Source organism: Paludibacterium yongneupense DSM 18731, assembly GCF_000422925.1.
GTDB lineage: Bacteria > Pseudomonadota > Gammaproteobacteria > Burkholderiales > Chromobacteriaceae > Paludibacterium > Paludibacterium yongneupense.
The window spans coordinates 23,252-46,669 of sequence record NZ_KE383958.1 but is presented as its reverse complement, the minus strand read 5'-3'; the positions used below and the strand labels follow the sequence as shown (position 1 = coordinate 46,669).

Below are 23,418 nucleotides of genomic sequence, written 5' to 3'. Positions count from 1 at the left end.
CATAAGTCGTGGTATTTGCGAAACAGACGGGAAAAATCCGGGGAGAAGAGGACGACGGAAAAAACCGTCGCCGCCGGCATGAGCCGGCGGCGACGGTCGATCAGGCATTGTAGCGGCGGAACAAGTCGATGAGTTTGGCCGTCGAACTATCGTGCGTGGCCGGCGGCAGCTTATCGGTCAGTTCGCCGTGGATGGTTTTCGCCAACTGCTTGCCGAGCTCCACCCCCCACTGGTCAAAACTGTTGATATTCCAGATCACGCCCTGCACGAAGATCTTGTGCTCATACAAGGCGATCAGCGAACCGAGGTTGCGCGGCGACAAACGCGAAATCAGCAGGGTATTGGTCGGCCGGTTGCCGCCAAATACCTTGTGCGGCACCAGCGCCTCCATCGCCTCTTTGCCCATGCCCTGGCCGGACAATTCGGCACGCACCTCGTCCGCGGTCTTGCCGCGCATGAAGGCCTCGGCCTGGGCGAAGACATTGGCCAGCAGGATTTCATGGTGCCCCGGCAGCGAGGCCCGTCTTTCCAGCGAAGCGATCAAGTCGATCGGCGATACGTGCGTACCCTGATGCAGCAGCTGGAAGAAGGCATGCTGGCCATTGATGCCGGTCTCGCCCCAGATGATGGGAGCGGTCTCGAAATCGACCGACTGACCGTCATGCATGACCTGTTTGCCGTTGGACTCCATGTCCAGCTGCTGGATGAAGGCGGGCAAGCGATGCAGATACTGGTCGTAAGGTGCGATGACGTGGCTGCCGCCGCCGTAGAAATTGATGTACCACACGCCCAGCATGCCCAACAGCACCGGCATGTTCGCTTCCAGCGGCGCGTTGCGGAAATGCTGGTCCATGATGTGGGCGCCATTGAGCAGCTCGGTGAAATTCTCCACGCCCAGATAAAGCATGATGGGCAAACCGATCGCCGACCACAGGCTGTAGCGTCCGCCGACCCAGTCCCAGAACTCGAACATATTGGCCGGGTCGATGCCGAAATCGGCCACCGCTTTCTGGTTGGTCGAAACGGCGACGAAATGTTTCGCGACGTTCTTCTCGTCGTCGGCATGGCGGAGGAACCACTCGCGGGCCGTCAGCGCATTGGTCAGGGTTTCCTGCGTCGTGAAAGTCTTGGAGGCCACCACGAATAGTGTGGTCTCTGGATGGACTTTCTTCAGCGTTTCCTTCAACTGCGCACCGTCCACATTCGAGACGAAATGCATATTCATGCGCGGGTGGCCGTAGGGCTTGAGCGCGCTGCAGACCATCAACGGACCGAGGTCGGAACCGCCGATGCCGATATTGACCACGTCGGTAATGGGCTGATTGGTATAACCGAGCCATTCGCCGGAACGCACTGCATGCGAAAAGCGGCCCATGCGGTCGAGCACGCTGTTCACTTTCGGCATCACATCTTCTCCGTCGACCATGATCGGCGAATTGGTGCGATTGCGCAGTGCGACGTGCAGAACGGCGCGGTTCTCCGTGGTATTTATTTTTTCGCCCTTGAACATCGCCTTGAGCTTGTCAGGCAAGCCGGCTTCGTGGGCAAGCTGCATCAGCAGGCGGATGGTCTCGTCATTGATGCGGTTTTTGGAATAGTCGAGAAAAACGTCGCCGACTTCGAGGAAATACCGTTCGGCGCGCTCGGGATCATTCAGGAATTGATCCCGCATATGCAGATGGCGCGTCTCGGAAAAATGCTGCCATAGCGATTGCCAGGCAGGTAACTCGGTCAATACACTCATGATACATCGCCTCAGTTTTCGTCTGTTTATTCGCGCAGCCGTCGACTCCTCAGACTGTGCTTGGTTTTTTCCAGCTGTGTAATCAGACCCGGACCACGCTGCAAGGCCACACCGACCGCCAGGATATCGATCAATACCAGGTGGACGATACGGGACAGCATGGGGCTATAGGTTTCGGCATCCTCGGGCGCATCGGCAACCAGCGTCACAGTCGCCTTGCGAGCGAGCGGGGAACCGCCGCGCGTGATAGCCACCACACGGGCGCCGCCATGCAGCGCCTCGTCCACCGCATCCAGCAATTCCAGCGAGCGACCGGAATTGGATATCGCCACCAGCACATCGCCCTCCGTGAGGAGGGACGCCGCCATGGCCTGGATATGAGTATCCGCGTAGGCAACAGTGGGGATGCCATAACGGAAGAATTTGTGTTGGGCATCCTGCGCGATGATGCCCGAATTGCCAAGCCCGTAGAATTCGACCCGTTTGGCGTGAGACAGCAATTCGACCGCCTCGGCCACTGCCGCCGGGCTGACATCGTTGCGGCACTTGATCAGTGCCGACACCGTGTTGTCGAATACCTTGGCCGCGATCTCGGAGGTCGGATCTTCCGGTCGAACGCTGGAATGCACATAGGGTACTCCGGTTACCAGACTCCCCGCCAGCTTGAGCTTGAAGTCGGGAAGACCCGAACACCCCATGGAGCGGCAGAAGCGGATCACCGTCGGCTGACTGACCCCGGCGTTGCGGGCAATGTCGGCAACGGCCGCCTGCATGACAGTGTACGGCTGCACCAGGACCAATTCCGCAACTTTGCGCTCGGCACCGGAGAGCTCGGACAACTGCAAGCGGATACGTTCAAGCATGCTGCACCTTCCCGAGACGGGCCGACAGAGCCGCCCCCGCCCCGATCAGGGCCGGGTACCGGCTTTCGATCAGAAACACGGGAATCGCGGCCAGATAGCCCGAGAAACGTCCTTTGTCCTCAAAGCGCGAGCGGAAGGGCGAAGACAGGAACAGCTCGCCCAGCCTCGGCACGATGCCGCCACCGATATAAACGCCGCCGACCGAACCCAGCGTCAACGCCAGATTGCCGGCCGCTCCGCCCAGCATCGCACAGAACACTTCCACCGCCTCGCGGCAACGCACGGACTCGCCCTCCAGCGCACGGCGGGTGACCTCCGCCGCCGTCGCCGGCATATACGCCTCGCCCGCAAGATGGCATAGCGCTTCGTGTATCAGGACCAGACCCGGCCCGGACAGCAGCCGTTCTGCCGAAACATGCTCGTGCCGTTCGCGCGCAAACCGCCAGACGGCCAGTTCGCGTTCGTCGAACGGCGCAAAACTCACATGCCCGCCTTCGCCCGCCAGCGCCGTATACGCGCCGGCACCGTCCGGGATCAGGCCGGAAACGCCGAGCCCGGTACCGGGGCCGATCAAGCCCATCACCGCATTGGGCCGGGCGCTGCCACCTCCGACCTGGCGCAATTCGTCCGCCGGCAAATGCGGCAGCGACAGCGCAAGGGCGGTGAAATCATTGATGACGACCAGTGTGTCGAGCCCCGCGGCCAGCCGCGTGGCCTCGATGGAGAAACCCCAGTGGTGGTTGGTCATCTGCACCCAGTCGCCCGTCACCGGATTCGCGATGCCGATGGCCGCGTGTCTCACCTTCCCTCCCGCTCCGGCACCTTGCAGATAGGTGCGCAACGCCGCTTCGAGCGTCGGATAGTCCGCTCCCGGCAAGACCTCGATTTTTTCGAGAACGCCGGCCGACGTTTCCAGGGCAAAACGGGCATTGGTTCCGCCGATATCGGCGAGTAGACGTGGATAGCTTGGCTCAAGTGACATCGAGAGCAACCTCGGTTCAATCGGAAATGGGTACAGTGAAAAGGCGCAGCGGCCGGAGAGACGCTCCCCGACCGGGTGACGCCACTCCCGCGGCCACCGGTTTACACCAGCGGCGCAGGGAGTTTGGAACTACTATCAAGAACAGGAAGCTGGCGCATCGCACACGCCAGCCCCCCGCTCCGTATCAGCTTTCTTCGTGCCAGGACACGCCGTCGCGCGACAGCAGCGCGCTGGATGCCGCCGGACCCCAGGTGCCGGAAGTGTACAGCTTCGGCGGTACGGTGGAGTGCTTCCAGGCCTCCATGATCGGGGTGACCCAGCGCCAGGCTTCGATCAGCTCGTCACGACGCATGAACAGAGCCAGCTGCCCGCGAATCACGTCGAGCAGCAGACGTTCGTAGGCGTCGGCGCGACGCACGGAGAAGGCCTGGTTGAAGTCGAGGTTCAGGAAAGCCGGTTGCAGGCGCATGGTGTCGCCCGGTTCCTTGGCCAGGAAGTGCATGCGGATGCTTTCGTCCGGCTGCAGGCTGATCACCAGACGGTTGGCGGTGTTGCTGCCGACCGGGCTGGGGAACAATTGATACGGCACGTCGCGGAAGTTGATGACGATTTCCGCCAGACGTTCCTGCAAGTGCTTGCCGGTACGCAGGTAGAACGGAACACCGGCCCAGCGCCAGTTTTCGATTTCGGCCTTGATGGCAACGAACGTTTCGGTCTGGCTGTCGGCGGGTACGTTCTTCTCTTCGCGGTAGGCCTTGACCGGCTTGCCGTTGACGGCACCGGATTTGTACTGGCCGCGGACCGTGTTGCTGGCCACGTCTTCGTTGCTGGTGAACGGGCGCAGGGCCTTGAGTACTTTGAGCTTTTCGTCGCGGACGGCGTCGGCGCTCATATTGGCCGGCGGTTCCATCGCGACGATGCACAGCAATTGCAGCAGGTGGTTCTGGATCATGTCGCGCAGAGCGCCGGTACCGTCGTAGAAATCGCCACGGCCTTCGACGCCGAGGTCTTCGGCGATGGTGATCTGAACATCATGGACCCACTCGCGACGCCACAGCGGTTCGAACAAGGCGTTGCCGAAGCGGATGGCCATCAGGTTCTGAACCGACTCTTTGCCAAGGTAGTGGTCGATACGGTAGAGCTGTTCTTCCTTGAAGTGCTTGGCGACGGCTTCGTTGATCGCGTTGGACGATTCGAGGTCGGTACCCAGCGGCTTTTCCAGGACGACGCGGACGTTGTCGCGGTTCAGGCCGACGGCAGCCAGGTGTTCGCAGCAGACGGTGAACAGCTCCGGAGCCAGCGACAGGTAGCAGACAACGCTCTTCTGCGTATCCGGGCCAACCCACTCGGCCAGGGCCGGGTAGTCGGAACCGGTGCCGGCATCGACCTTGAGATAGTCGACGCGCGTGAGGAATTCTTTCCAGCTTTCCTCGCTCTTGGCCTTGACGTGCTGGCGCGAATTGGTTTCAACCAGCTCCAGGTATTCGTCGAGCGAGATTTGCTTGCGTCCCAGACACAGGATGCGTCCGTTTTCATTCAAGAGGCCGGCCGCATGCGCCTGGTACAAGGAGGGCAGAAGCTTGCGCATGACGAGATCGCCGGTGCTGCCAAACAGCACCATGTCAAAAGCCGGAGTGTTGTCAATTCCAGTACGCATAATGGTATCCATAGTAAATGAGGGGCTCGATGTAGTTATATTACCACTCGAAAACGCCCTGTCTATTGGAGATAGATCAAGGAAACGAACATTCATTTCTGTGAGACTTGATGTACCAAATACCTACAAGCCAATAAAATCAAGGACGTTAACAAAGATATCCACAATCCCACAGGCATTAAAGGGGATTCGCCTTGCTTTTTGACTGTAGTAAAATTACCATCTAAATACTACCTTCCACGGGGTTATACCATGGCCAAACATCCCGTCCTCGTCGACGTCACTGACCGCATTATCGAACGCAGCCGTAGAACACGCACTGCCTATCTGGACCGCATCCGTTCCGCCACCCTCAAGGGCAAGGTCGAACGGTCGCAATTATCCTGCACCAACCAGGCACACGCGTTCGCCGCGATGCCGAACGAGACCAAGATCCGCTTGAAGGAAGCGACGCTTCCCAACCTGGCCATTGTTTCCGCTTACAACGACATGCTGTCGGCACACCAGCCGCTGGATATGTTCCCGGCCTGGATCAAGGAAGAAGCGCTCAAGGTCGGCGCCACCGCCCAGTTCGCCGGCGGCGTGCCGGCCATGTGCGACGGTGTGACGCAGGGTCAACCCGGCATGGAGCTGTCGCTGTTCTCTCGCGACGTGATCGCCATGAGCACCGCCGTCGCCCTGTCGCATCTGATGTTCGATGCCGTCCTCTACCTCGGCGTCTGTGACAAGATCATTCCGGGCCTGATGATAGGCGCACTGACCTTCGGCCACCTGCCTGCAGTCTTCGTTCCCGCCGGCCCGATGACCAGCGGCATCAGCAACGACGAAAAAGCCAAGACCCGCCAGCTGTACGCCGAAGGCAAGGTCGGACGCGACGCGCTGCTCGAGTCCGAAGCGCAGTCCTACCACGGTGCGGGGACCTGTACCTTCTACGGTACTGCCAACTCCAACCAGATGCTGATGGAAATCATGGGCCTGCATCTGCCGGGCGCCGCCTTCGTCAACCCGAACACCCCGCTGCGCGAAGCGCTGACGCGCGAAGCCGCACGCCAGGCTGTCGCCATCTCGGCCGAGGGCAAGCAATTCACCCCGATCGCCGACATTGTCGACGAAAAAGTCATCGTCAACGCCATCGTCGGCCTGATGGCCACCGGCGGCTCGACCAACCACACCATGCACCTGGTCGCGATCGCCCGCGCCGCCGGCATCGACATCAACTGGGATGATTTCGACGCCCTCTCCGCGATCATTCCTTCGCTGACCCGCGTCTACCCGAACGGCAAGGCCGACGTGAATCATTTCCATGCCGCCGGCGGCATGGCTTATGTGATCCGCGAACTGCTCGACGCCGGCCTGTTGCATGAAGACGTCAACACTGTAGTCGGCCACGGGCTGCGCCGCTATGCGGAAGAACCCTGGCTCGCCGACGGCAAGCTCGCCTGGCGCCCGGCCGTTGCCGCTCCCCTCGATCGCGACGTCATCCGTCCTGCCAGCGAACCGTTTGCCGTCGACGGCGGCCTGCGCGTACTCTCAGGCAACATGGGACGGTCCGTGATCAAGGTTTCTGCGGTAAAACCGGAGTATCGTATCGTGGAAGCGCCCGCGGTCGTGTTCCACGATCAGAACGATTTGCTGGACGCTTTCAAGCGCGGCGAGCTGGAAAAGGATTTCGTAGCCGTCATCCGCTTCCAGGGTCCGCGCGCCAATGGCATGCCGGAACTGCATAAACTGACTCCGGCGCTGGCCATCCTGATGGAACGCGGCTTCAAGGTGGCCCTGGTCACCGACGGCCGCATGTCGGGTGCGTCGGGCAAGGTGCCCGCAGCGATCCACGTCAGCCCGGAAGCGCTGGCGGGCGGCCCGATCGCCAAGGTGCGCGATGGCGACATCGTGCGTCTGGACTCGGAAGCGGGAACCCTCGAAGTCGTGGTTCCGGCCGAGGAATGGGCTACGCGCGAGGCCGTGCATGTGGATATGTCCCATAATGATTTTGGCGTCGGTCGCGAACTGTTTGCGGTATTCCGCAACACCGCCGATGCCGCAGAACAGGGTGCGATGAGCTTCAGCCACCCGCTTTGGAGAGATTGAAAATGGATGCATTAACTCTGTTGCGCCAGGGTCCGGTCGTTCCGGTCATCGTTATCAATGACGCCGCTGTCGCCGTCGACCTGGCACATGCCCTGGTCGAAGGCGGAATCCGCGTGCTGGAAGTGACCTTGCGCACCAAGGCGGCTCTGGCTGCCATCCGCCGCATGCGCGACGAAGTGCCCGATGCCATCGTCGGCGCCGGCACGCTGCGCAACCGCGCTCATTTCGAAGCCGCCGCCGATGCCGGCGCGATGTTCGGCATCAGCCCGGGGCTGACCGCCGAACTCGCCGCCGCTTCGCGCTGCAGCGAAATGACCCTGGTACCGGGCGTCGCCACCATATCCGAAGCCATGCGCGCTCAGGATGAAGGCTTCCTGTACCAGAAGCTGTTCCCGGCCGAAGCCGTTGGCGGCATCAAGCTGCTGAAGTCGCTGAGCGGCCCGCTGCCCGACCTGCGCTTCTGCCCGACCGGCGGCATCGACCTGGCCAAGGCGCCCGACTACCTGGCGCTGAAGAACGTATTGTGCGTCGGCGGCTCCTGGCTGACCCCGGACGATGCGGTCGCCGCCCACGACTGGGCACGCATCACCACCCTGGCACGCGAAGCCAGCGCATTGAAGAAGTAAGCGCGGCGGCGGCGCATGCCGCGGATTGCACCAGAGGCCTCCCACGGGAGGCCTTTTTTTGCGCCGGCCTGTGCCGCCGCCATCAGCCCGGACACCGGCGTGCTCCGGAATGGGCGCCCATCCGTTCGTGCGTATCGCGCGCCATCGGGCAGAGGGGCACTGGCGTACCATACCAAGCCGAAGCGCTGCCGGGCGATGCAGCCCCCGCCGGCCCGTGGTCCCGGCTTGCGTCGCACCCGCAGGACAAGCGGCGCCATGCGGGTGAAAACGCCTGGAAATCGGCATGGCAAGCTCCGCTTCGAGCGAGAAAGCGAGTGTGCGGCTCGACGTTCGGACCCGGCTGCGAACGAACAGATGGCGCGATATCGACCGGCATCCCGCCTTGCCAAACGCGGCTTGCGGCGCGGCTCGTCATATCCTCAACCATCACATAGTGACATGCGCGTATCGATGCGCAGCCAGATCAAAAAATAAGCACTCGCGGCCCGGAGCCTGGACGATAAATTCGCCATTTCACATTTCTTTCATCTCCCCCTGAAAGAATGCGGGTTCGTCATTCGTAACTTTACCAACGAGTTGCCCGGGGTTTTTCCCCCTCATTTTCAAGTGAGACCCCGGCCGACTACGCCTTGGGGGTGTAAGTGAAATGAATATCCGACACCGCATTACAATGCTGGTCGTCCTGAGTTTTGTCGCTATTTCTGCCATCGGCGGCTACGCCGTATTCCAGTCGCGCGGCAACGCATCCGAAGTCAAGACCGTTACAGAAGGCATCGTCCCCAGCACGCTGGCCTCATCCGATCTCGTCGCACAGCTCAAGGATGTGCAGTTGGCGACGATGAATCTGATCGCAGCGCCCGACCAGAACATCGCCCAGCAGGCACAGGAACAACTGACCGCCGGCAAGGCTCGACTGCAGGCCGGGCTGGACTACCAGCTCAAACATGCCGACAGCGCCACGCAGCGCGGGCTGATACAAGAAGCACACGATTCGCTGCAAGACTATTTTTCGTCTATCGACGACGCCGCCCGCTTCAAACTGGCCGGCAAGAACGATCTGGCCAACGCCACCTTCTACGCCGGCGTCTCGCAATACCAGGTCAATCTGCAACAGAACATCCAGGCCCTGCGTGTTGAAAAGAGCCGCAGCACCGATGCCGCGACCGCGGCACTGAACCAGAATCTGTCACGCACGGTCACCACCTTGTCCGGGGTCACCCTGATCACCGTGCTGGCACTGTTCACCATGGGCATCCTGCTATACCGCCAGATCACGCGTCCCATCAGCCGCATGCAGCACATGATGAGCGAGATCGCAACCAGCCAGGACTTCACCCGCCGCGTGCCGGTCGATCAGCAGGATGAAATTGGCAAATCGATCATCGCCTTCAACACCATGATCGCCAAGATCGAAGAAAACTCGATCCTGCTGAAGCAGAAAACCAACGATATCCAGACCATGCTGCAAAACATCCCGCAGGGGATCTTGACCCTCACCGAGGGCGGCCTGATTCACCACGAGTATTCCGCCCATCTGGAGAGCATACTCGAGACCCGCGATATAGCGGGCCGCACCCTGCCGGATCTGGTTTTCAGTGACACCACCCTCGGTTCCGACATCCTGTCGCAGATCGATGCTGCCGTAGGCTCCTGCATCGGCGAAGACGTGATGAACTACGAATTCAACGAGCATCTGCTGGTCGGCGAAATCGAGAAGCGCATGCCGGACGGACGCGTCAAGATTCTCGACCTGAACTGGTCCCCCATTACCGACGATGCCGACACCGTCGTGCGCCTTATCCTGTGCGTACGCGATGTCACCGAACTGAGAAAACTGGCGGCGGAAGCCAATGAACAGAAGCGCGAACTGGAAATCATTGGTGAGATCCTCGCGGTCAGCCAGGATAAATTCCACGAGTTCATCGCCGGCGCGATCAAATTCGTCGACGAGAACGAACAGTTGATCCGCGAACACGCGAAGCACGATAGCGAAACGATCGCGCAGCTGTTCCGCAATATGCACACCATCAAAGGCAATGCCCGTACCTACGGGCTGCACAACCTGACCAATATCGTGCACGAAGCCGAACAGACTTACGATGCCTTGCGCAAGCCCAATCCCGATATCGCCTGGGACCCGGCCAGCCTGCGCGAAGAGCTGGCCGGCGTGCGCGCGGCCATCGATCGCTATGCACGCATCAACGAAGTCAGCCTCGGGCGCAAGGGGCCGGGCCGTCGCGGCAGCATCGAGCGCTACCTGATGGTGGAAAAAGCGCAGATACAGGAAACCCTGCATCGCCTGGAGACCGTCAATACCGGCAATCTGCACGAGCTGATCGCGGCCCGCAATGCCGTGCACAAGATACTGCGCCTGCTCGGTACCGAAGAGATCGAAGAGACGCTGGCCGGCCTGCTCGAATCGCTGCCATCGCTTGCCGACGAGTTGGGCAAGGAAACCCCGCTGGTCAAAATCGTCGACAACGGCTATGTCGTCCGCAACCAGGCTTCGGGGACGCTGAAGAACGTATTCATGCATCTGTTCCGCAACTCGATGGACCACGGTCTGGAGTCGCCCGATGAACGGGTCGCCCTGGGAAAACCGGTCGCCGGGACCATACGCCTGGCGATGAATGTGGTCGACAAGCAATTGCAACTGCGCATGAGCGATGACGGCCGCGGCCTGGCACTTGGGCGCATCCGCGAACGCGCACTCGACAAGGGCCTGATCGAAGCCGATGCCGCACTGAGCGACGAAGAAATCGCCCGCCTGATCTTCCGCCCGGGCTTTTCCACGGCGGCCAAAGTCACCGAAGTCTCCGGCCGCGGCGTCGGCATGGACGCGGTGCAATCATTCATCAAACGCGAAGGCGGCCAGATCACGTTGCGCTTTCTGGACGAGGAGGTCGGCGCCGACTTCCGCCGTTTCGAAACCGTGGTGTGCTTGCCCGAGAACATTGCCATCGCTGTCGACGCCGGCGCCGGCAGCGCCGCCACGGCGGCCGCCAGTGTTGCCGAAGCGAAGCCGGCCCAACAAAACAGCGTGGCCGGCGCCTGAGGCCGGATACGAACCGGCAATACGAATAACGAAGGTAGATCGATGCGAGAAGGAAACAGCGTGGTCAGCAAAGTGCTGGTACTGGACGACGCCGACGTGCATTTCGCCAGCCTGAAGGCGTTCTGCGACGAATGCGGACTGATAGGCATACGCCCGCAACAGAAAAGCATGTCCCGGATCATGGCCATCCTCAAGTCCAATGTCGACCTCGGCGGCATTCTGCTGTACGAACACTTCGGGGCTCGCACGGGAGGCGGCATCGAGCTTGCGCGCGAAATCCACGCCTCGCGGCCCGAGCTGCCGCTATTTCTGCGCCGCGACGGCGTAGCCAATGTCGCCGGACTGAACGAGAAGGATGCAGCGATGTTCCGCTGCGCCTACACCCTGGCCGATCTGCAGCATCTGCGCGTTACGCTTGAAGCTTCGATATTCAGTCGCGTCTATCCGACCGATCTGGTGCGCGGCATCACCGAGATGACGCGCGCATCGTTGCAAACGCTGTTCGCCAACTGCGACATCGACGTCGAGACACCGTATCTGGTCAAGGACCGCATCATCTACGGCGAAGTGTTCACCCTGATCGCCATCGAAAGCCACTGGTGCCGCGGTTACATGATGTTCCAGGCCGAAGAGGACGCGTTGATGGGCGTCGTGCGGCGCGGCGCGGGCGAAGAAGGCGAGGCGATGACCTTCCGCGAGCTCAACAGCGTGCTGGGCGAAACGACCAATCTGGTATGGGGTTCTTTCAAGAACCGCTACGTCGGACATGAGACCGCCTCGCTGTCGCAGACCCAGGTTCCCATCATCATCAACCATCAGCGCCGCTTTATCTCCTTCGGCTCGGACGACCCGCAACTCTGTCTGAAATACACCCTGCGCGAGCGCGATTACCCCGACGCACCGCCGACACCGATATACCAGCGCTTTGTCTTCAACCTCAACTGGTCCCCGGATCAGCTCAGGGAAAATCCTTCCGTCGAGTCATTATTCGACTCCGGCGAACTCGAACTGTTTTGATCGCGTGTTCGACACGCTTGTTAAAGGAACTCTCATGGCACAAGTACTGATGGTCGACGACTCCAGCACCGTTCGCAACGAAGTATGCGACTTTCTGAAATCCAACGGTCTGACCGTTACCCCGGCGATAGACGGCAAGGACGGTCTGGACAAGCTGCGCGCCGATCCGGCTATCCGGCTGGTGATCAGCGACGTCAACATGCCGAATATGGACGGCCTGACCATGGCCGAAAAAATCCGCGGCGAACTGAAGAATGCGGCGGTTCACGTGATCATGCTGACCACGGAAAACAGCCCCGCGATGAAGGAACGCGGCAAGGCCGCCGGGATCAAGGGCTGGATCGTCAAACCGTTCAATGGCGGCGCGGTACTGGCTACGCTCAAGAAACTGGTTACCGCCTGACAACGAAGGCCGGTGCGCAAGCTCCCGCCGGTAGAGAGAATACAGATGGATATGAGATGGATCTGACGCTGACGCAATGGCTGGCGCTGGGCGCGGCATGGGGGCTCAGCCTGGCGCTGGTGGCATGGCGGGGGGCGCGCGCGCTGCGCGCCTGCCGCGCACGACTGGACGAAAGCGACAGCAGACTGAAAACGCTCGGCGATCACGTGCCCCCGGCCGAGGTCGACGCGCGCCTGGCCGCATTGCGCACCCGGCTCGAAGCCGAGCATGCCGAGCAGCTCGTGCAGCGGCAGAGCGACGTCGAAGCCGCCGAGACGCTTGCGGTCGAGCGCCAGACCCGCGAGCGCGAAGCGCTCGCCGCCGGTTTGCGCGACGAACACGAGGCACAACTGGCAAGGCTGCGCGCCGACATGATGGCCGAACACGACACCCTCAGACGCGACGTCGAGCTGTTGCTGGGCATGGCGCATACCGTTGAGCGCTGGCACGACGAGATGCAGGCCATTCTGGCCAATAACCGCCATCTGAAGGAGCAGAACGACGGCTTCGCACGCATCGTGAAAAACGTCGTGATGCTGGCGCTCAATGCATCGATCGAAGCGGCGCGCGCAGGCGAACAGGGACGGGGCTTCGCCGTCGTCGCGGATGGCGTGCGCGATCTGGCGCTGACCTCGGCACAACTCGCACAGGACTACCGCAGCAACCTCGACAAGAACGATCTGGTCACGATCACCACCTTTCAGGACATGCAGGCCGGCAGCAAGATGATACGCACCGCCGTGTCCGGCCTCGGCGCCACCAGCGAGAAGATACTGGCCGCCATCGTCGCGGATCGCGCATCATGATCACCGACCGTGCCTGCGAGGCGATAGACTGGCTGTTCGAGCAGGGCATTCGCGAGAACAGTCTGGCGGAGGGCGGACAATCCTGCGTCCTCTCGCACCACGATGCCCCTCTCGTCGGCGAAGGCCGGCGCCAGTTGATCGTGCTGAATATTTCCTCTTACCAGTTCCGCCTGGTCGCCATGTTCGACTTCGCACTGGATGATGCAACCGCCGCGCATCTGGCCGCCCTGTCGCGCAGCCCGCGTCCGCTCGAGGGGCAGGCGCTGCTCGACTCGTGTGCGGAACTCGTCAATATGATCTGCGGTGCAGTCAATCGCGGCTTATCCGCCACCTTCTGGCACGCAGGCATGTCGACACCGTTCGCACTGGAAAGCAGCTGCCTCGGCCACGTCGCCATCCTCGCCCCACAGCGGATCAGAACCATCGCCGTCGAAATCGGGCAGGCCGTCCGCTTCAATGTTACCGTCTGCCTGTGCACGGCACGCGACAAAACCCTGGATTTCGATGTCGACCGCAGTCTGGCAGAGGCCGATTCCGCCGGGGAACTGGAGCTGTTCTGAAGCGGCTTCCGCCGCTCGCTTCGACGGAAATGAGACAAATTCGCAGCGCAGGGGATCGAGGAGGAATACACTAGGGAGAAGCGAGACAACGTTTCGAGGAGAAGCCTGAATGTATCTGGAAGCGATTTTCGAAAAGGCGTCGGGACGTCTCCCCATGATCCCCAAAGTCGTGCAGGAATTGATCGCCAGTTTTCAGCGTCAAGATACGAACGCCGAAGATATTTCGGACAAGGTCGGGCACGATCAGGTTCTTTCGGCCAGGGTACTGCGCATGGCCAACAGCGCACGCTTCGGCTATGCGCGCCGTATCGGCTCGCTCGAAGATGCCGTCATGCTGCTCGGCTTCGACAATTTGCGGGTCGTCGTGATCGCTTCGGGCGTCAGCGGCCTGAGCAGCGCCGTGCCCGGGGTCGACATGCTTCCGTTCTGGCAGCGCAGCTTCGCCATCGCGACCACCGCGCGCAGCCTGGCCGGACTGGCCGGGCTGAACGGCCAGCTCGCGTATACCTGCGGCCTGCTGGCCAATATCGGCGAACTGGTGCTGCATGTGGCGGTTCCGGAAGAGGCGCGGCAGATCGATCAACAGGTCGCAGCCGGCAGCGACCGCTACCAGACGGAACAGGAACGCCTGGGTTTCGATCTGGCCCAGGTCGGGGCGGAACTCGCCCGCCGCTGGGATCTTCCGGAAACGATACAGCATGCGATCCGGCGCCAGCACGAACTCGACCTGCCGGATCCGGCTGCGCCCTACGCCACCCTGTGCGGCCTGGCGAGCCTCCTGGTCACCGCCTTTCTGCGCGGCCAGCATGACGAAGCGGTGGTGACCGCCTTGCCGACTGCCGCCCTGGCGGCACTGGAAATCGACGCGGCGGAATTGCGCGAGGCCATCGACAGCCTGGCCGCCGACGCAACGCGCCACGACGCGCTGCTTTAGGCCCCCGCGTCGGGCTCGGCCGCCGGCGGCACCGCCACCGCCACCGGAGCCAGGAAGCGGCATTCGATCTCGAGCATCAGCTCGTCGATGCGGATGATGGACAGGCGTATCTTGTCGCCGTTGACCAGCGGCGGCAGGCCCGGTACGCGCAAGCGCATCGGCAAACCATCCAGCCGCACCAGATCGTCCTTGATATACGTCGCCACCGGCTCGCGCACGCCTTCCTGGGTAAACCAGCGCAAGCACCAGAAATACTCCATCTTGTCCTGGAACGACAGATAGGCGGAATAGTTGGCGTCGAAGTCGCGCAGCAAGCCGAACAACATGGCGTCGTTCTGCTCGTACTGCGGCTTCTCTCCGTTCACCATCGCCAGCAACTGGCGCTGATTGACGAAGTCCGCCGCACGTCGCAGGGGGGACGTTGCCCACGCGTACTGGGCGACGCCAAGCCCGATATGCGGCTCGGGCCGGGTCGTCATGCGCACCTTGCCCATACTCTGCGCGCGGTACATCCCCGGTATGTCGGCTTCGCCCAGCAGGCGGCCCCATTCGCAATTGGCCAGAATCATCAGCTCCGACACCAGCTTGTCCATCGGGGCGCCACGCTTGCGCACCGTGATCGACACATGATCGTCGACGACATCGAAGTTGTAGTCCATCTGGATCGGGCGCGTCGGATCGAATTTGCCGCGGCGGCGTTCCAGCGCATTGGCGAAATGCCACAGCCAGACCAGTTCCTGCTTGAACGGGTAGCTTTCGCCCGTATCGTTGATCAGGGTGTCTTCGTTGAACAGCGGCTCGAGCGTCGAGTGGCGCAGGTTGGCCGCGATAGGGACCCTCTCGACCCGGGTTTCCACTGCGAGCAGCTCGAATTCGGGCGAGACCTCGGCGTACAGGCTCAGCGCGGGGCAAGCCCGGCCTTCCTGCAAGGTAAAGGCGGCGACCACGCTGTCGGGCAGCATGGTGATCTTGCCCCCGGGGTAGTAGACGGTCGACAAGCGGCTATGCACCACGCGCTCCAGCTCGGAGCCGGGGGCGATGCCGAGCGTCGGCGCGGCGATGTGAATGCCGACGCGGCGGTTGCCATTGGCCAGTTCAACCACCGACAACGCGTCGTCGATTTCGGTCGTGCCCGCATCATCGATGGAAAAGGCGGCCACATCGGCCAGCGGCAAGCCCGATGCATCAAACTCGGGCAGGGGCAGATCGCCGAATTGCGCGCCCTTGGGGAAGTATTCGAGCAGGAAACCCGCCATCAGATAGTCGGGAACCGAACGTATGCCCCCGACGTGCTCGGCCAGACGCAACGGCGGCAGTCCGGTTTCGCGGCTGGCCTGGTCGAAGGCGCGGAATTCGAGGGTGTTCTTGTCGGGACGAAACAGCAGCGGCATCAGATGCGGACGAATCGCGGCGGGCAGCTGGCCGCTCTTGAGCTCGGCCACCCAGCCGTCTATGGTTTCCTGCTCGCGCTTCTTGCGTTCGATGCCGGCCAGGGCGGCCTGCAGCGACTCCAGCGGGGCCGCCTTGTAGCGGCCGCGGCCTTTCTTGTAGAAATACATCGGGGCGGCCGAAAGGCGCATGATCAGCGCCGCCGCTTCGACCGGGGACGGAGCATGGCCGAAGTAGTCGGCCGCAAGCTCCTCATAGCCGAACTCGCCCTCGCCGCAACATTCCCACAGGAAATCCAGATCGATCTCGGCCGACAGGGCGTCGCAGGCAGGCAGGAATTCGTTCAGGGGCAGGCCGAATTCCAGCATGACGTTGGCCGCCTTGATCTTGGCCCTTTTGCCGTGCTGGGTATCCACCTGGAGGCTGGCATCGCTGCGGGAAACGATGGTGCCAACCTTGAAACTGCCGCTCTCTTCGTAAAAGACGTTCATCTAGCGCGCCGGACTGTTGCGTGAAACGCGGATTATAACAGCTGCGCGCGCCGTGCAGTGGGACCGTGGCCGCCGTTCAGATGGCGAGTTGCAGCCTCACATTGTGTTCTTCCAGCAGACGCGCCAGCGAATCGGGCGGCAGGGCGTCGGTAAAGACCACATGGAACTCGCTGATATGCCCCATCCGCACCAGCGCATTGCGTCCGAACTTGCTGTGGTCGGCCGCCAGATAGCGGTGACGCGCGTTTTCCATCATCGCCTGCGCCACCCGCACTTCGCGATAATCGAAATCGAGCAGCGAGCCGTCATCCTCTATTCCCGAAACGCCGAGAATGGCATAGTCCACCTTGAACTGATTGATGAAGTCCAGCGTCGCCACGCCGGTGATGCCCCCGTCGGAGGCCCGTACCGTCCCGGATGTGATCAAAACATTGAAATCCGGGTTGGCCGACATGATTGATGCAACATGAATATTGTTGGTGATGACGCGCAGGCCCTTGTGCGACCCGGTCAGGGCCTGTGCCACGGCCTCTATCGTCGTGCCTATGCTCATGAACAGCGAGGCATGGTCGGGGATGCTGCTCGCGATCATCTCCGCGATATGCGCTTTTTCGCTTTGCAACTTCCCCTTGCGGGCGAAATAGTCCTCGTTTTCCACGCTGCTGCCGAGCGCGGCGCCGCCATGATAGCGGCGCAACAAGTTGTCGGAACATAACTGGTTGATATCGCGACGAATCGTCTGTGGCGTCACATCGAGCAGACGCGCCAGCTCTTCGATCGGCATGAAGCCGTTCTCGCGAACCAGGTGTAATATTTTTTCGTGGCGGGGTGGGCGGCTCATTATCGGTTCGATTTCGAAAATCACTGTAGTTTTATTAACATAGTCTGGCCGCCCGGGGCAAATAAGAATGCCGCACAAGCCTTGATCCGCCGCAAACACAGGAGAGACCATGCCGAAACTGTTGCTTTCCATCGACCAGGGCACAACCAGCACCCGTGCCATGCTGTTCGATACCGCCGGGCGCGTCCAGGCGAGCGCGCAGCGCGCTCTGCCGCAGATTTTCCCGGCACCGGGCTGGGTCGAGCATGATCCCGAGACGATATGGGAGCACACGCTCGATGTTTGCCGCCGGGCGCTGGACGGCGCCGGTGTCGACGCTGCCGCCATCGCCGCCGCCGGCATCACCAACCAGCGCGAAACCACGGTGCTGTGGGATCGCACCACGGGGCGCCCGATCTACCATGCCATCGTCTGGCAGGACCGGCGCACCGCGCCGCTGTGCGAGCTGTTGGCCACGCCTGACACCCTCGCCCGGATCCGCGACAAGACCGGTCTGCTGCTCGATCCCTACTTTTCCGCCACCAAGATACGCTGGCTGCTCGATACCCTGCCGCAGGCACGCGAACGGGCAGAGCGCGGAGAACTGGCCTTCGGCACCATAGACAGCTTTCTGCTGTGGCGGCTGACCGAGGGCCGCGTGCATGCCACCGACGCCACCAATGCCGCGCGCACCCTGCTGTTCAATATCCACAGCCAGCAATGGGACGACGAATTGCTGGCCCTGTTCGGCATTCCCGCGGCGCTGCTGCCGCAGGTGCACGACAACGCGGCCGAGTTCGGCGAAACCCGGCTGTTCGGCGCTCCTATCACCATCACCGGCATGGCCGGCGACCAGCAGGCGGCAACCATCGGTCAGGCCTGCTTCCGCCCCGGCATGATCAAATCGACCTTCGGCACCGGCTGCTTCATGGTGCAAAACACCGGCTCGCACGTCGTGCGCTCGTCGCACCGCATGCTGTCGACGGTCTGCTATCGCATCTCGGGCCACACGACGTACGCGCTCGAGGGCAGCATCTTCGTTGCCGGCGCGGCCGTACAATGGCTGCGCGACGCGGTCAGGCTGATCGACGACGCAGGACAAAGCGAAACGCTGGCCCGCCAGGTCGAAACCACCGGCGGCGTCTACCTGGTGCCGGCCTTCACCGGCCTGGGTGCGCCGTACTGGGACCCCCTCGCGCGCGGCGCCATCATCGGACTCACCCGCGACTCGGGCATTGCCCACATCGTGCGTGCGGCGCTGGAGTCGGTCTGCTATCAGGCCAGGGATCTGATGGAGGCGATGGCGGCCGACATCGGCACGGAGCCCGCCGCCTTGCGTGTCGACGGCGGCATGGTCGGCAACGACTGGCTGATGCAGTTTCTGTCCGACATGCTGGCGCTGCCGGTAGCAAGACCGTGCGTCACCGAGACGACGGCATTGGGCGCCGCCTTTCTGGCCGGACTGGGCGCGGGGCTGTTCTCCTCGCTCGACGAGCTGGCGGGCCGCTGGCAGTTGGAAGCGGATTTCAAACCGCAGATGGAAGAAGTGCGCCGAGCCGGCTTGTACAGCGGCTGGCGCGAGGCGGTCGGCCGCACCCTGAGCCGCTGATCGGCGGCGGGGTGCGGTCGCGCCGGACGGACCGGCTCAGCCCAGCCGCGCGCGGTGGCGGGCGATCTGGGTGCGCACTTGCGCCGGCGCGGTGCCGCCGACATGGTCGCGCTGTGCCAGGCTGCCTTCAGGCGTCAGCACCGTATAGACGTCGCCGCCAATCAGCGGACAGAAACCCTGCAAGGTTCCCAGCGTCAGATCGGACAGGTCGACGCCCTGCCCTTCGGCATGACGCACCGCCAGAGCGACCACTTCGTGACTATCGCGGAAGGGCAGGCCCTTTTTCACCAGATAGTCGGCCAGATCGGTCGCGGTGGCAAAACCCTGCAATACCGCGCCGCGCATCGCATCGGCGCGCACGGTGATGCCGCGCATCATGTCGGCATAGATGCGCAGCGTGTCGATCAGCGTATCGGCCGTATCGAACAGCGGCTCCTTGTCTTCCTGATTATCCTTGTTGTATGCGAGCGGCTGCGACTTCATCAGCGTCAGCAAACCCATCAGATGCCCGATCACACGGCCGCTTTTACCGCGCACCAGTTCCGGCACGTCCGGATTTTTCTTCTGCGGCATGATGGAGCTGCCGGTGCAGAAGCGATCGGCGATGTCGATAAAGCCGACGCGCGGGCTCATCCACAGCACCAGCTCTTCCGACAAGCGTGACAGATGCACCATCACCAGACTGGCGGCAGCGCTGAATTCGATCGCGAAATCGCGGTCGGAAACGGCATCCAGCGAGTTCTGGCACACGCCATCGAAACCCAGCAACTGCGCGGTGTACGCGCGGTCGATCGGGTAGGTCGTCCCCGCCAGCGCGGCGGCGCCCAGCGGCAGCTGGTTGATGCGGCGACGGCAATCGCCCATGCGTTCGGCGTCGCGGGCGAGCATCTCGACATAGGCCAGCAGGTGGTGGCCAAAAGTCACCGGCTGCGCGACCTGCAGGTGGGTGAAGCCCGGCATCACCGTCGCGGCGTTCGGCTCGGCCAGATCGACAAGCGAACGCTGCAGCTCGGCCAGCAGGCCGACGATGCTATCGACGGTATGGCGCAGCCAGAGCCGGATGTCGGTCGCAACCTGATCGTTGCGGCTACGCCCGGTGTGCAGCCGCTTGCCGGCATCGCCGATTTTCTCGGTCAGACGCCGCTCGATATTCATGTGCACGTCTTCCAGATCGAGGCTCCACTCGAAGCGTCCGGCACGGATATCCTCGCGGATGGCCTCCATGCCGCCACGAATCGCGGCCAGATCGTCGGCCGTCAGCACGCCGGCGCGATGCAGCATGGCGGCATGCGCAAGCGAACCCTCGATATCGAATTCGGCCAATCGATAGTCAAACCCTACCGATGCGGTGTATTTTTTGACGAGTTCCGATACCGGTTCTGAGAACCGGCCAGACCAGGCTTTGCTATCTTGCATGATGTCGGGATCCCGGGAGACTAAGGTCGATGGGGCATTATAACCAGACCACGGCCGATGTCGCGAATTCGACATCGGCCGTCGCGATTCAGCCTGAATTGCGCAGGCCGGCGGAAATACCGTTGATGGTCAGATGGATGGTGTACAGCGCATCGGCATCATCCGGATCGGTGCGCAAACGGCGCAGCAGGTCGATCTGCAGCAGGTTCATCGCGTCCAGATACGGCAGGCGCGAAGCCAGGCTGCGTGCCAGCGTCGGATTGCGTTCCAGCAGTTCGCTCTGCCCGGTGATGGTGAACAGCGCATCCACGCTGCGCTGCCATTCGGCCTCGATGCGCGCAAACAGGCTTGCGGCCAGCTCGGGATCGCTCACCAGTTCCGCATAGCGGCGGGCCACGCGCAGATCGGCCTTGGCCAGCACCTGCTCCATATTCGACAGCATGACCTGGAAAAAGCCGCAATCGCGATACAGGCAGCGCAGCCGCCCGACCCCCTCGTCGCGATGCGCGGCCAGAAACGCACAGACCGCCGAACCGAAGCCGTACCAGCCCGGCAGCATCACCCGCGACTGCGACCAGGAGAAGACCCAGGGAATGGCGCGCAGATCCTGGATCGAATTCAAGCTCTTGCGCGACGCCGGCCGGCTGCCGATATTAAGCTTGGCGATGGCATTGATCGGCGTAGCCTCGAGGAAGTACTGCATGAAGCCCGGCGTTTCGACCAATTCGCGGTAGGCGGCGTACGCCGCTGCCGACAACTCGTCGAGCAGGGCTTCGTCTATGCCGCCGCCGGCCCCGTGGCTCAGGCTCGCCTCCAGCGTCGCCGCCACCAGCGTCTCGAGATTGCGCAGCCCGATATCGGGGTCGGAATATTTGGACGCGATCACTTCGCCTTGCTCCGTGATACGGATGCGCCCGCCGACCGAGCCTTGCGGCTGGGCCAGAATGGCTTCGAACGAAGGCCCCCCGCCCCGGCCGACCGAGCCGCCGCGGCCATGAAACAGCCGCAGTTTGATCCCGGCGGCGTCAAAACACTCGACCAGCTGCCGTTCGGCCTGATACAGCTCCCATTGACTGGTCACATAGCCGCCGTCCTTGTTGCTGTCGGAATACCCGAGCATGACTTCCTGCATGCCACCCCGGCTTTGCAGCAGCTGCCGATACCATGGCAACGCGAACAACGCCTCCATCACGCAGCGCGCCGCGCGCAGATCGCCTATGGTCTCGAACAGAGGCACCAGATTGAGGCTGGAGCGCGGCTGCCCGTTTTCCAGCCGGATCAGGCCGCACTCCTTGAGCAGCAGGGCCAGCGAAAGAATGTCGCTGACCGAAGCGCAGTTGGAAATGATGCTCTGCCCGATGGCGTCGACGCCGAAACAGCGCTGGATACGTGCCGCCTCGCGGAAAATAGCCAATTCCTTGCCGGTCTCGGCGCTGTAGTCGACATAGGGGGAGAACAACAGGCGCGTGCTCGACAACTCGGCCAGCAACACGCGCACACGCTCGTCCTCGGGCAGATCGTTCCAGCCCGGATGGCCGGCGCGTTCAAACAGCTCGGCGACCGTTGCGCCATGCGTACCGGCGAACTGGCGCAGATCCAGCGGCATCAGGAAAAAGCCGAACACATCGAGCGCCCGCGCCAGGCGGCCGAGGCGGCCCTCCGCCAGCAGCGCGCTGCCATGCGCGCACAGCGAATCGGCCAGCGCCGTCACATCGGCGAGGCAGGCGCCGACATCGGCATACGCGGCTCCCGGCGCCCAACGCGACGTCACAGCGACGCCGAGCGCCGCGGCCGTCGCCGCCAGACGCGCCTCAATCGTCGCGATCGCCAGCCGGTACGGCTCTTCGCGCCGACTGTCCTCATGGTCGGGCGAGACGGCGGCCAGCCGCGTCACCGCCGCGCTGACCTCGACATGGCGCGTCGACAGCGACAGTTCGCGATAGAGCGCCGCCAGTTCGTGCAAGTAATAGTCGAACGCCACCTGCGCCTGCCGCGTCACCGCGCTGCTGAGCACGCCGGCATCGACATTGGGGTTGCCGTCGCGGTCGCCGCCTATCCAGCTCGCCACCCGCAGAAACGTCGGCAGCCTCGGCGTCTCGCCCCAGTGGTGCGCGATCAAGCGCCCAAGCCGCTCGTACAGGCGCGGCAGGGCGTTGAAAAAAGTCATCGGGTGGTAGGCGATGCCGTTTTCGATCTCGTCCTCGACCCGCATGCGGAAATGACGGATTTCGGTCGTCTGCCACAATGCCAGAATCACGCGCTTGAGTTTGGCTTCGAATTCGAGGACTTCATCCGGCGTCAGCAGCGGATTGTTCAGCTGGCTCATGAAATGACGCACGGCGCGGTGGCCGTCGAGCACGCTCTGCCGCTGCACCTCGGTCGGGTGCGCGGTCATGACCGCCGCGACCGAGGCGTCGTCGAGCAGGGCCTGCAAGCGCTCCAGGCTGACGCCATCCTGGCGCAAGTGTTCGAGCGCGCGCTCGAGACTGCCCTGTTGCGCCGCCGAGCCGGCCACCCTGTGCGCGCGCCGGCGCCGGGTATGGTGCAGATCCTCGGCGATATTGTACAACTGCGAGTACAAGCCGCAGGCGCGAACCAGCGCACTGTCGGCGCTGTCGACCAACTGCGGCGGCAAATCGCCCTGCTGGCGCATATCGTGCGGAATGGCGCGCATCTCGTCATACAAGGTCGCGCCGGCCTGCTCGTTCAACACCTCGCTCAGCAGTCGGTCAATCCTGGCCAGGTCCTGCCTGAGCGGTAAATCCTTCTCATGTTCCGTCATTACCCTACCCTCGTCGTGCCGGTCTGCGCCGGTCATTTTTTGTTCGTAATCGAACTACAATATTCGAATTCGCACGACGGCAAGTCAATCATTATTATCGCGCTTCCAAATTGCATCATTGGGCCATATCGCCTGCG

At 62.5% G+C, this 23,418-nt stretch carries 17 protein-coding genes; 9 read left to right on the top strand and 8 right to left on the bottom strand.

Translation table 11 applies throughout. The features are described 5' to 3' along the window. Positions 1-100 precede the first annotated feature (100 nt). From pgi to zwf, 4 genes are all read right to left on the bottom strand, one after another. Positions 101-1,744, bottom strand: a complete 1,644-nt coding sequence (pgi, locus tag G520_RS0116900) for a glucose-6-phosphate isomerase (protein WP_028536675.1) — start codon at positions 1,742-1,744, stop codon at positions 101-103. Positions 1,745-1,770: 26 nt separating this feature from the next. Next, positions 1,771-2,607 (bottom strand): transcriptional regulator HexR, encoded by an 837-nt coding sequence (gene hexR, locus G520_RS0116895; protein ID WP_028536674.1) that lies wholly within the window; start codon positions 2,605-2,607, stop codon positions 1,771-1,773. Next, positions 2,600-3,589, bottom strand: coding sequence for a glucokinase (locus G520_RS0116890; protein WP_028536673.1), 990 nt, complete (start codon positions 3,587-3,589; stop codon positions 2,600-2,602). Before G520_RS0116890 ends, hexR begins: the two co-directional genes overlap by 8 nt. Positions 3,590-3,773: 184 nt before the next feature. Next, a complete protein-coding gene (gene zwf / locus G520_RS0116885; protein WP_028536672.1) occupies positions 3,774-5,234 on the bottom strand; it encodes a glucose-6-phosphate dehydrogenase in 1,461 nt (486 codons plus the stop codon). Positions 5,235-5,498: 264 nt separating this feature from the next. Here zwf and edd point away from each other — a divergent pair, with 264 nt between their 5' ends. From edd to G520_RS0116845, 8 genes are all read left to right on the top strand, one after another. Then, on the top strand, positions 5,499-7,334 hold the full coding sequence (gene edd / locus G520_RS0116880; protein WP_028536671.1) for a phosphogluconate dehydratase: 1,836 nt from the start codon (positions 5,499-5,501) through the stop codon (positions 7,332-7,334). A gap of 2 nt (positions 7,335-7,336) precedes the next feature. Then, positions 7,337-7,960: a bifunctional 4-hydroxy-2-oxoglutarate aldolase/2-dehydro-3-deoxy-phosphogluconate aldolase gene (locus G520_RS0116875; protein WP_028536670.1), complete on the top strand. Its 624-nt coding sequence runs from the start codon at positions 7,337-7,339 to the stop codon at positions 7,958-7,960. 646 nt (positions 7,961-8,606) lie between these two features. Beyond that, entirely contained in the window at positions 8,607-11,015 is a 2,409-nt protein-coding gene (locus G520_RS23305) for an Hpt domain-containing protein (RefSeq protein WP_084637691.1), read from the top strand. A 42-nt stretch (positions 11,016-11,057) separates the two neighbouring features. Beyond that, positions 11,058-12,032, top strand: coding sequence for a chemotaxis protein CheX (locus tag G520_RS0116865; RefSeq protein WP_028536669.1), 975 nt, complete (start codon positions 11,058-11,060; stop codon positions 12,030-12,032). A gap of 34 nt (positions 12,033-12,066) precedes the next feature. Further along, positions 12,067-12,435 carry a response regulator gene (locus tag G520_RS0116860; RefSeq protein WP_028536668.1) on the top strand — a complete coding sequence of 123 codons (369 nt, stop codon included), beginning with the start codon at positions 12,067-12,069 and terminating at the stop codon, positions 12,433-12,435. Positions 12,436-12,491: 56 nt separating this feature from the next. Then, positions 12,492-13,280, top strand: a complete 789-nt coding sequence (locus G520_RS25765; RefSeq protein WP_028536667.1) for a methyl-accepting chemotaxis protein — start codon at positions 12,492-12,494, stop codon at positions 13,278-13,280. Then, entirely contained in the window at positions 13,277-13,840 is a 564-nt protein-coding gene (locus G520_RS0116850) for a hypothetical protein (RefSeq protein ID WP_028536666.1), read from the top strand. The genes G520_RS25765 and G520_RS0116850 overlap by 4 nt, the downstream gene beginning before the upstream one ends. Before the next feature lie 109 nt (positions 13,841-13,949). Further along, positions 13,950-14,774 (top strand): HDOD domain-containing protein, encoded by an 825-nt coding sequence (locus G520_RS0116845; protein ID WP_028536665.1) that lies wholly within the window; start codon positions 13,950-13,952, stop codon positions 14,772-14,774. Here the strand turns inward: G520_RS0116845 and G520_RS0116840 are convergent. Next, on the bottom strand, positions 14,771-16,654 hold the full coding sequence (locus G520_RS0116840) for a ribonuclease catalytic domain-containing protein (RefSeq protein ID WP_028536664.1): 1,884 nt from the start codon (positions 16,652-16,654) through the stop codon (positions 14,771-14,773). The genes G520_RS0116845 and G520_RS0116840 overlap by 4 nt on opposite strands. A 76-nt stretch (positions 16,655-16,730) precedes the next feature. Beyond that, positions 16,731-17,495: a DeoR/GlpR family DNA-binding transcription regulator gene (locus G520_RS0116835; RefSeq protein WP_028536663.1), complete on the bottom strand. Its 765-nt coding sequence runs from the start codon at positions 17,493-17,495 to the stop codon at positions 16,731-16,733. A 109-nt stretch (positions 17,496-17,604) separates the two neighbouring features. Here G520_RS0116835 and glpK point away from each other — a divergent pair, with 109 nt between their 5' ends. Further along, positions 17,605-19,083: a glycerol kinase GlpK gene (gene glpK, locus G520_RS0116830; protein WP_028536662.1), complete on the top strand. Its 1,479-nt coding sequence runs from the start codon at positions 17,605-17,607 to the stop codon at positions 19,081-19,083. Between the two features lie 36 nt (positions 19,084-19,119). Here glpK and argH read toward each other — a convergent pair whose 3' ends face one another. Together argH and ppc are read right to left on the bottom strand one after the other, a co-directional pair. Next, a complete protein-coding gene (gene argH, locus G520_RS0116825; RefSeq protein ID WP_028536661.1) occupies positions 19,120-20,499 on the bottom strand; it encodes an argininosuccinate lyase in 1,380 nt (459 codons plus the stop codon). A gap of 88 nt (positions 20,500-20,587) precedes the next feature. Next, a complete protein-coding gene (gene ppc / locus G520_RS0116820) occupies positions 20,588-23,281 on the bottom strand; it encodes a phosphoenolpyruvate carboxylase (protein WP_028536660.1) in 2,694 nt (897 codons plus the stop codon). Positions 23,282-23,418 lie beyond the last annotated feature (137 nt).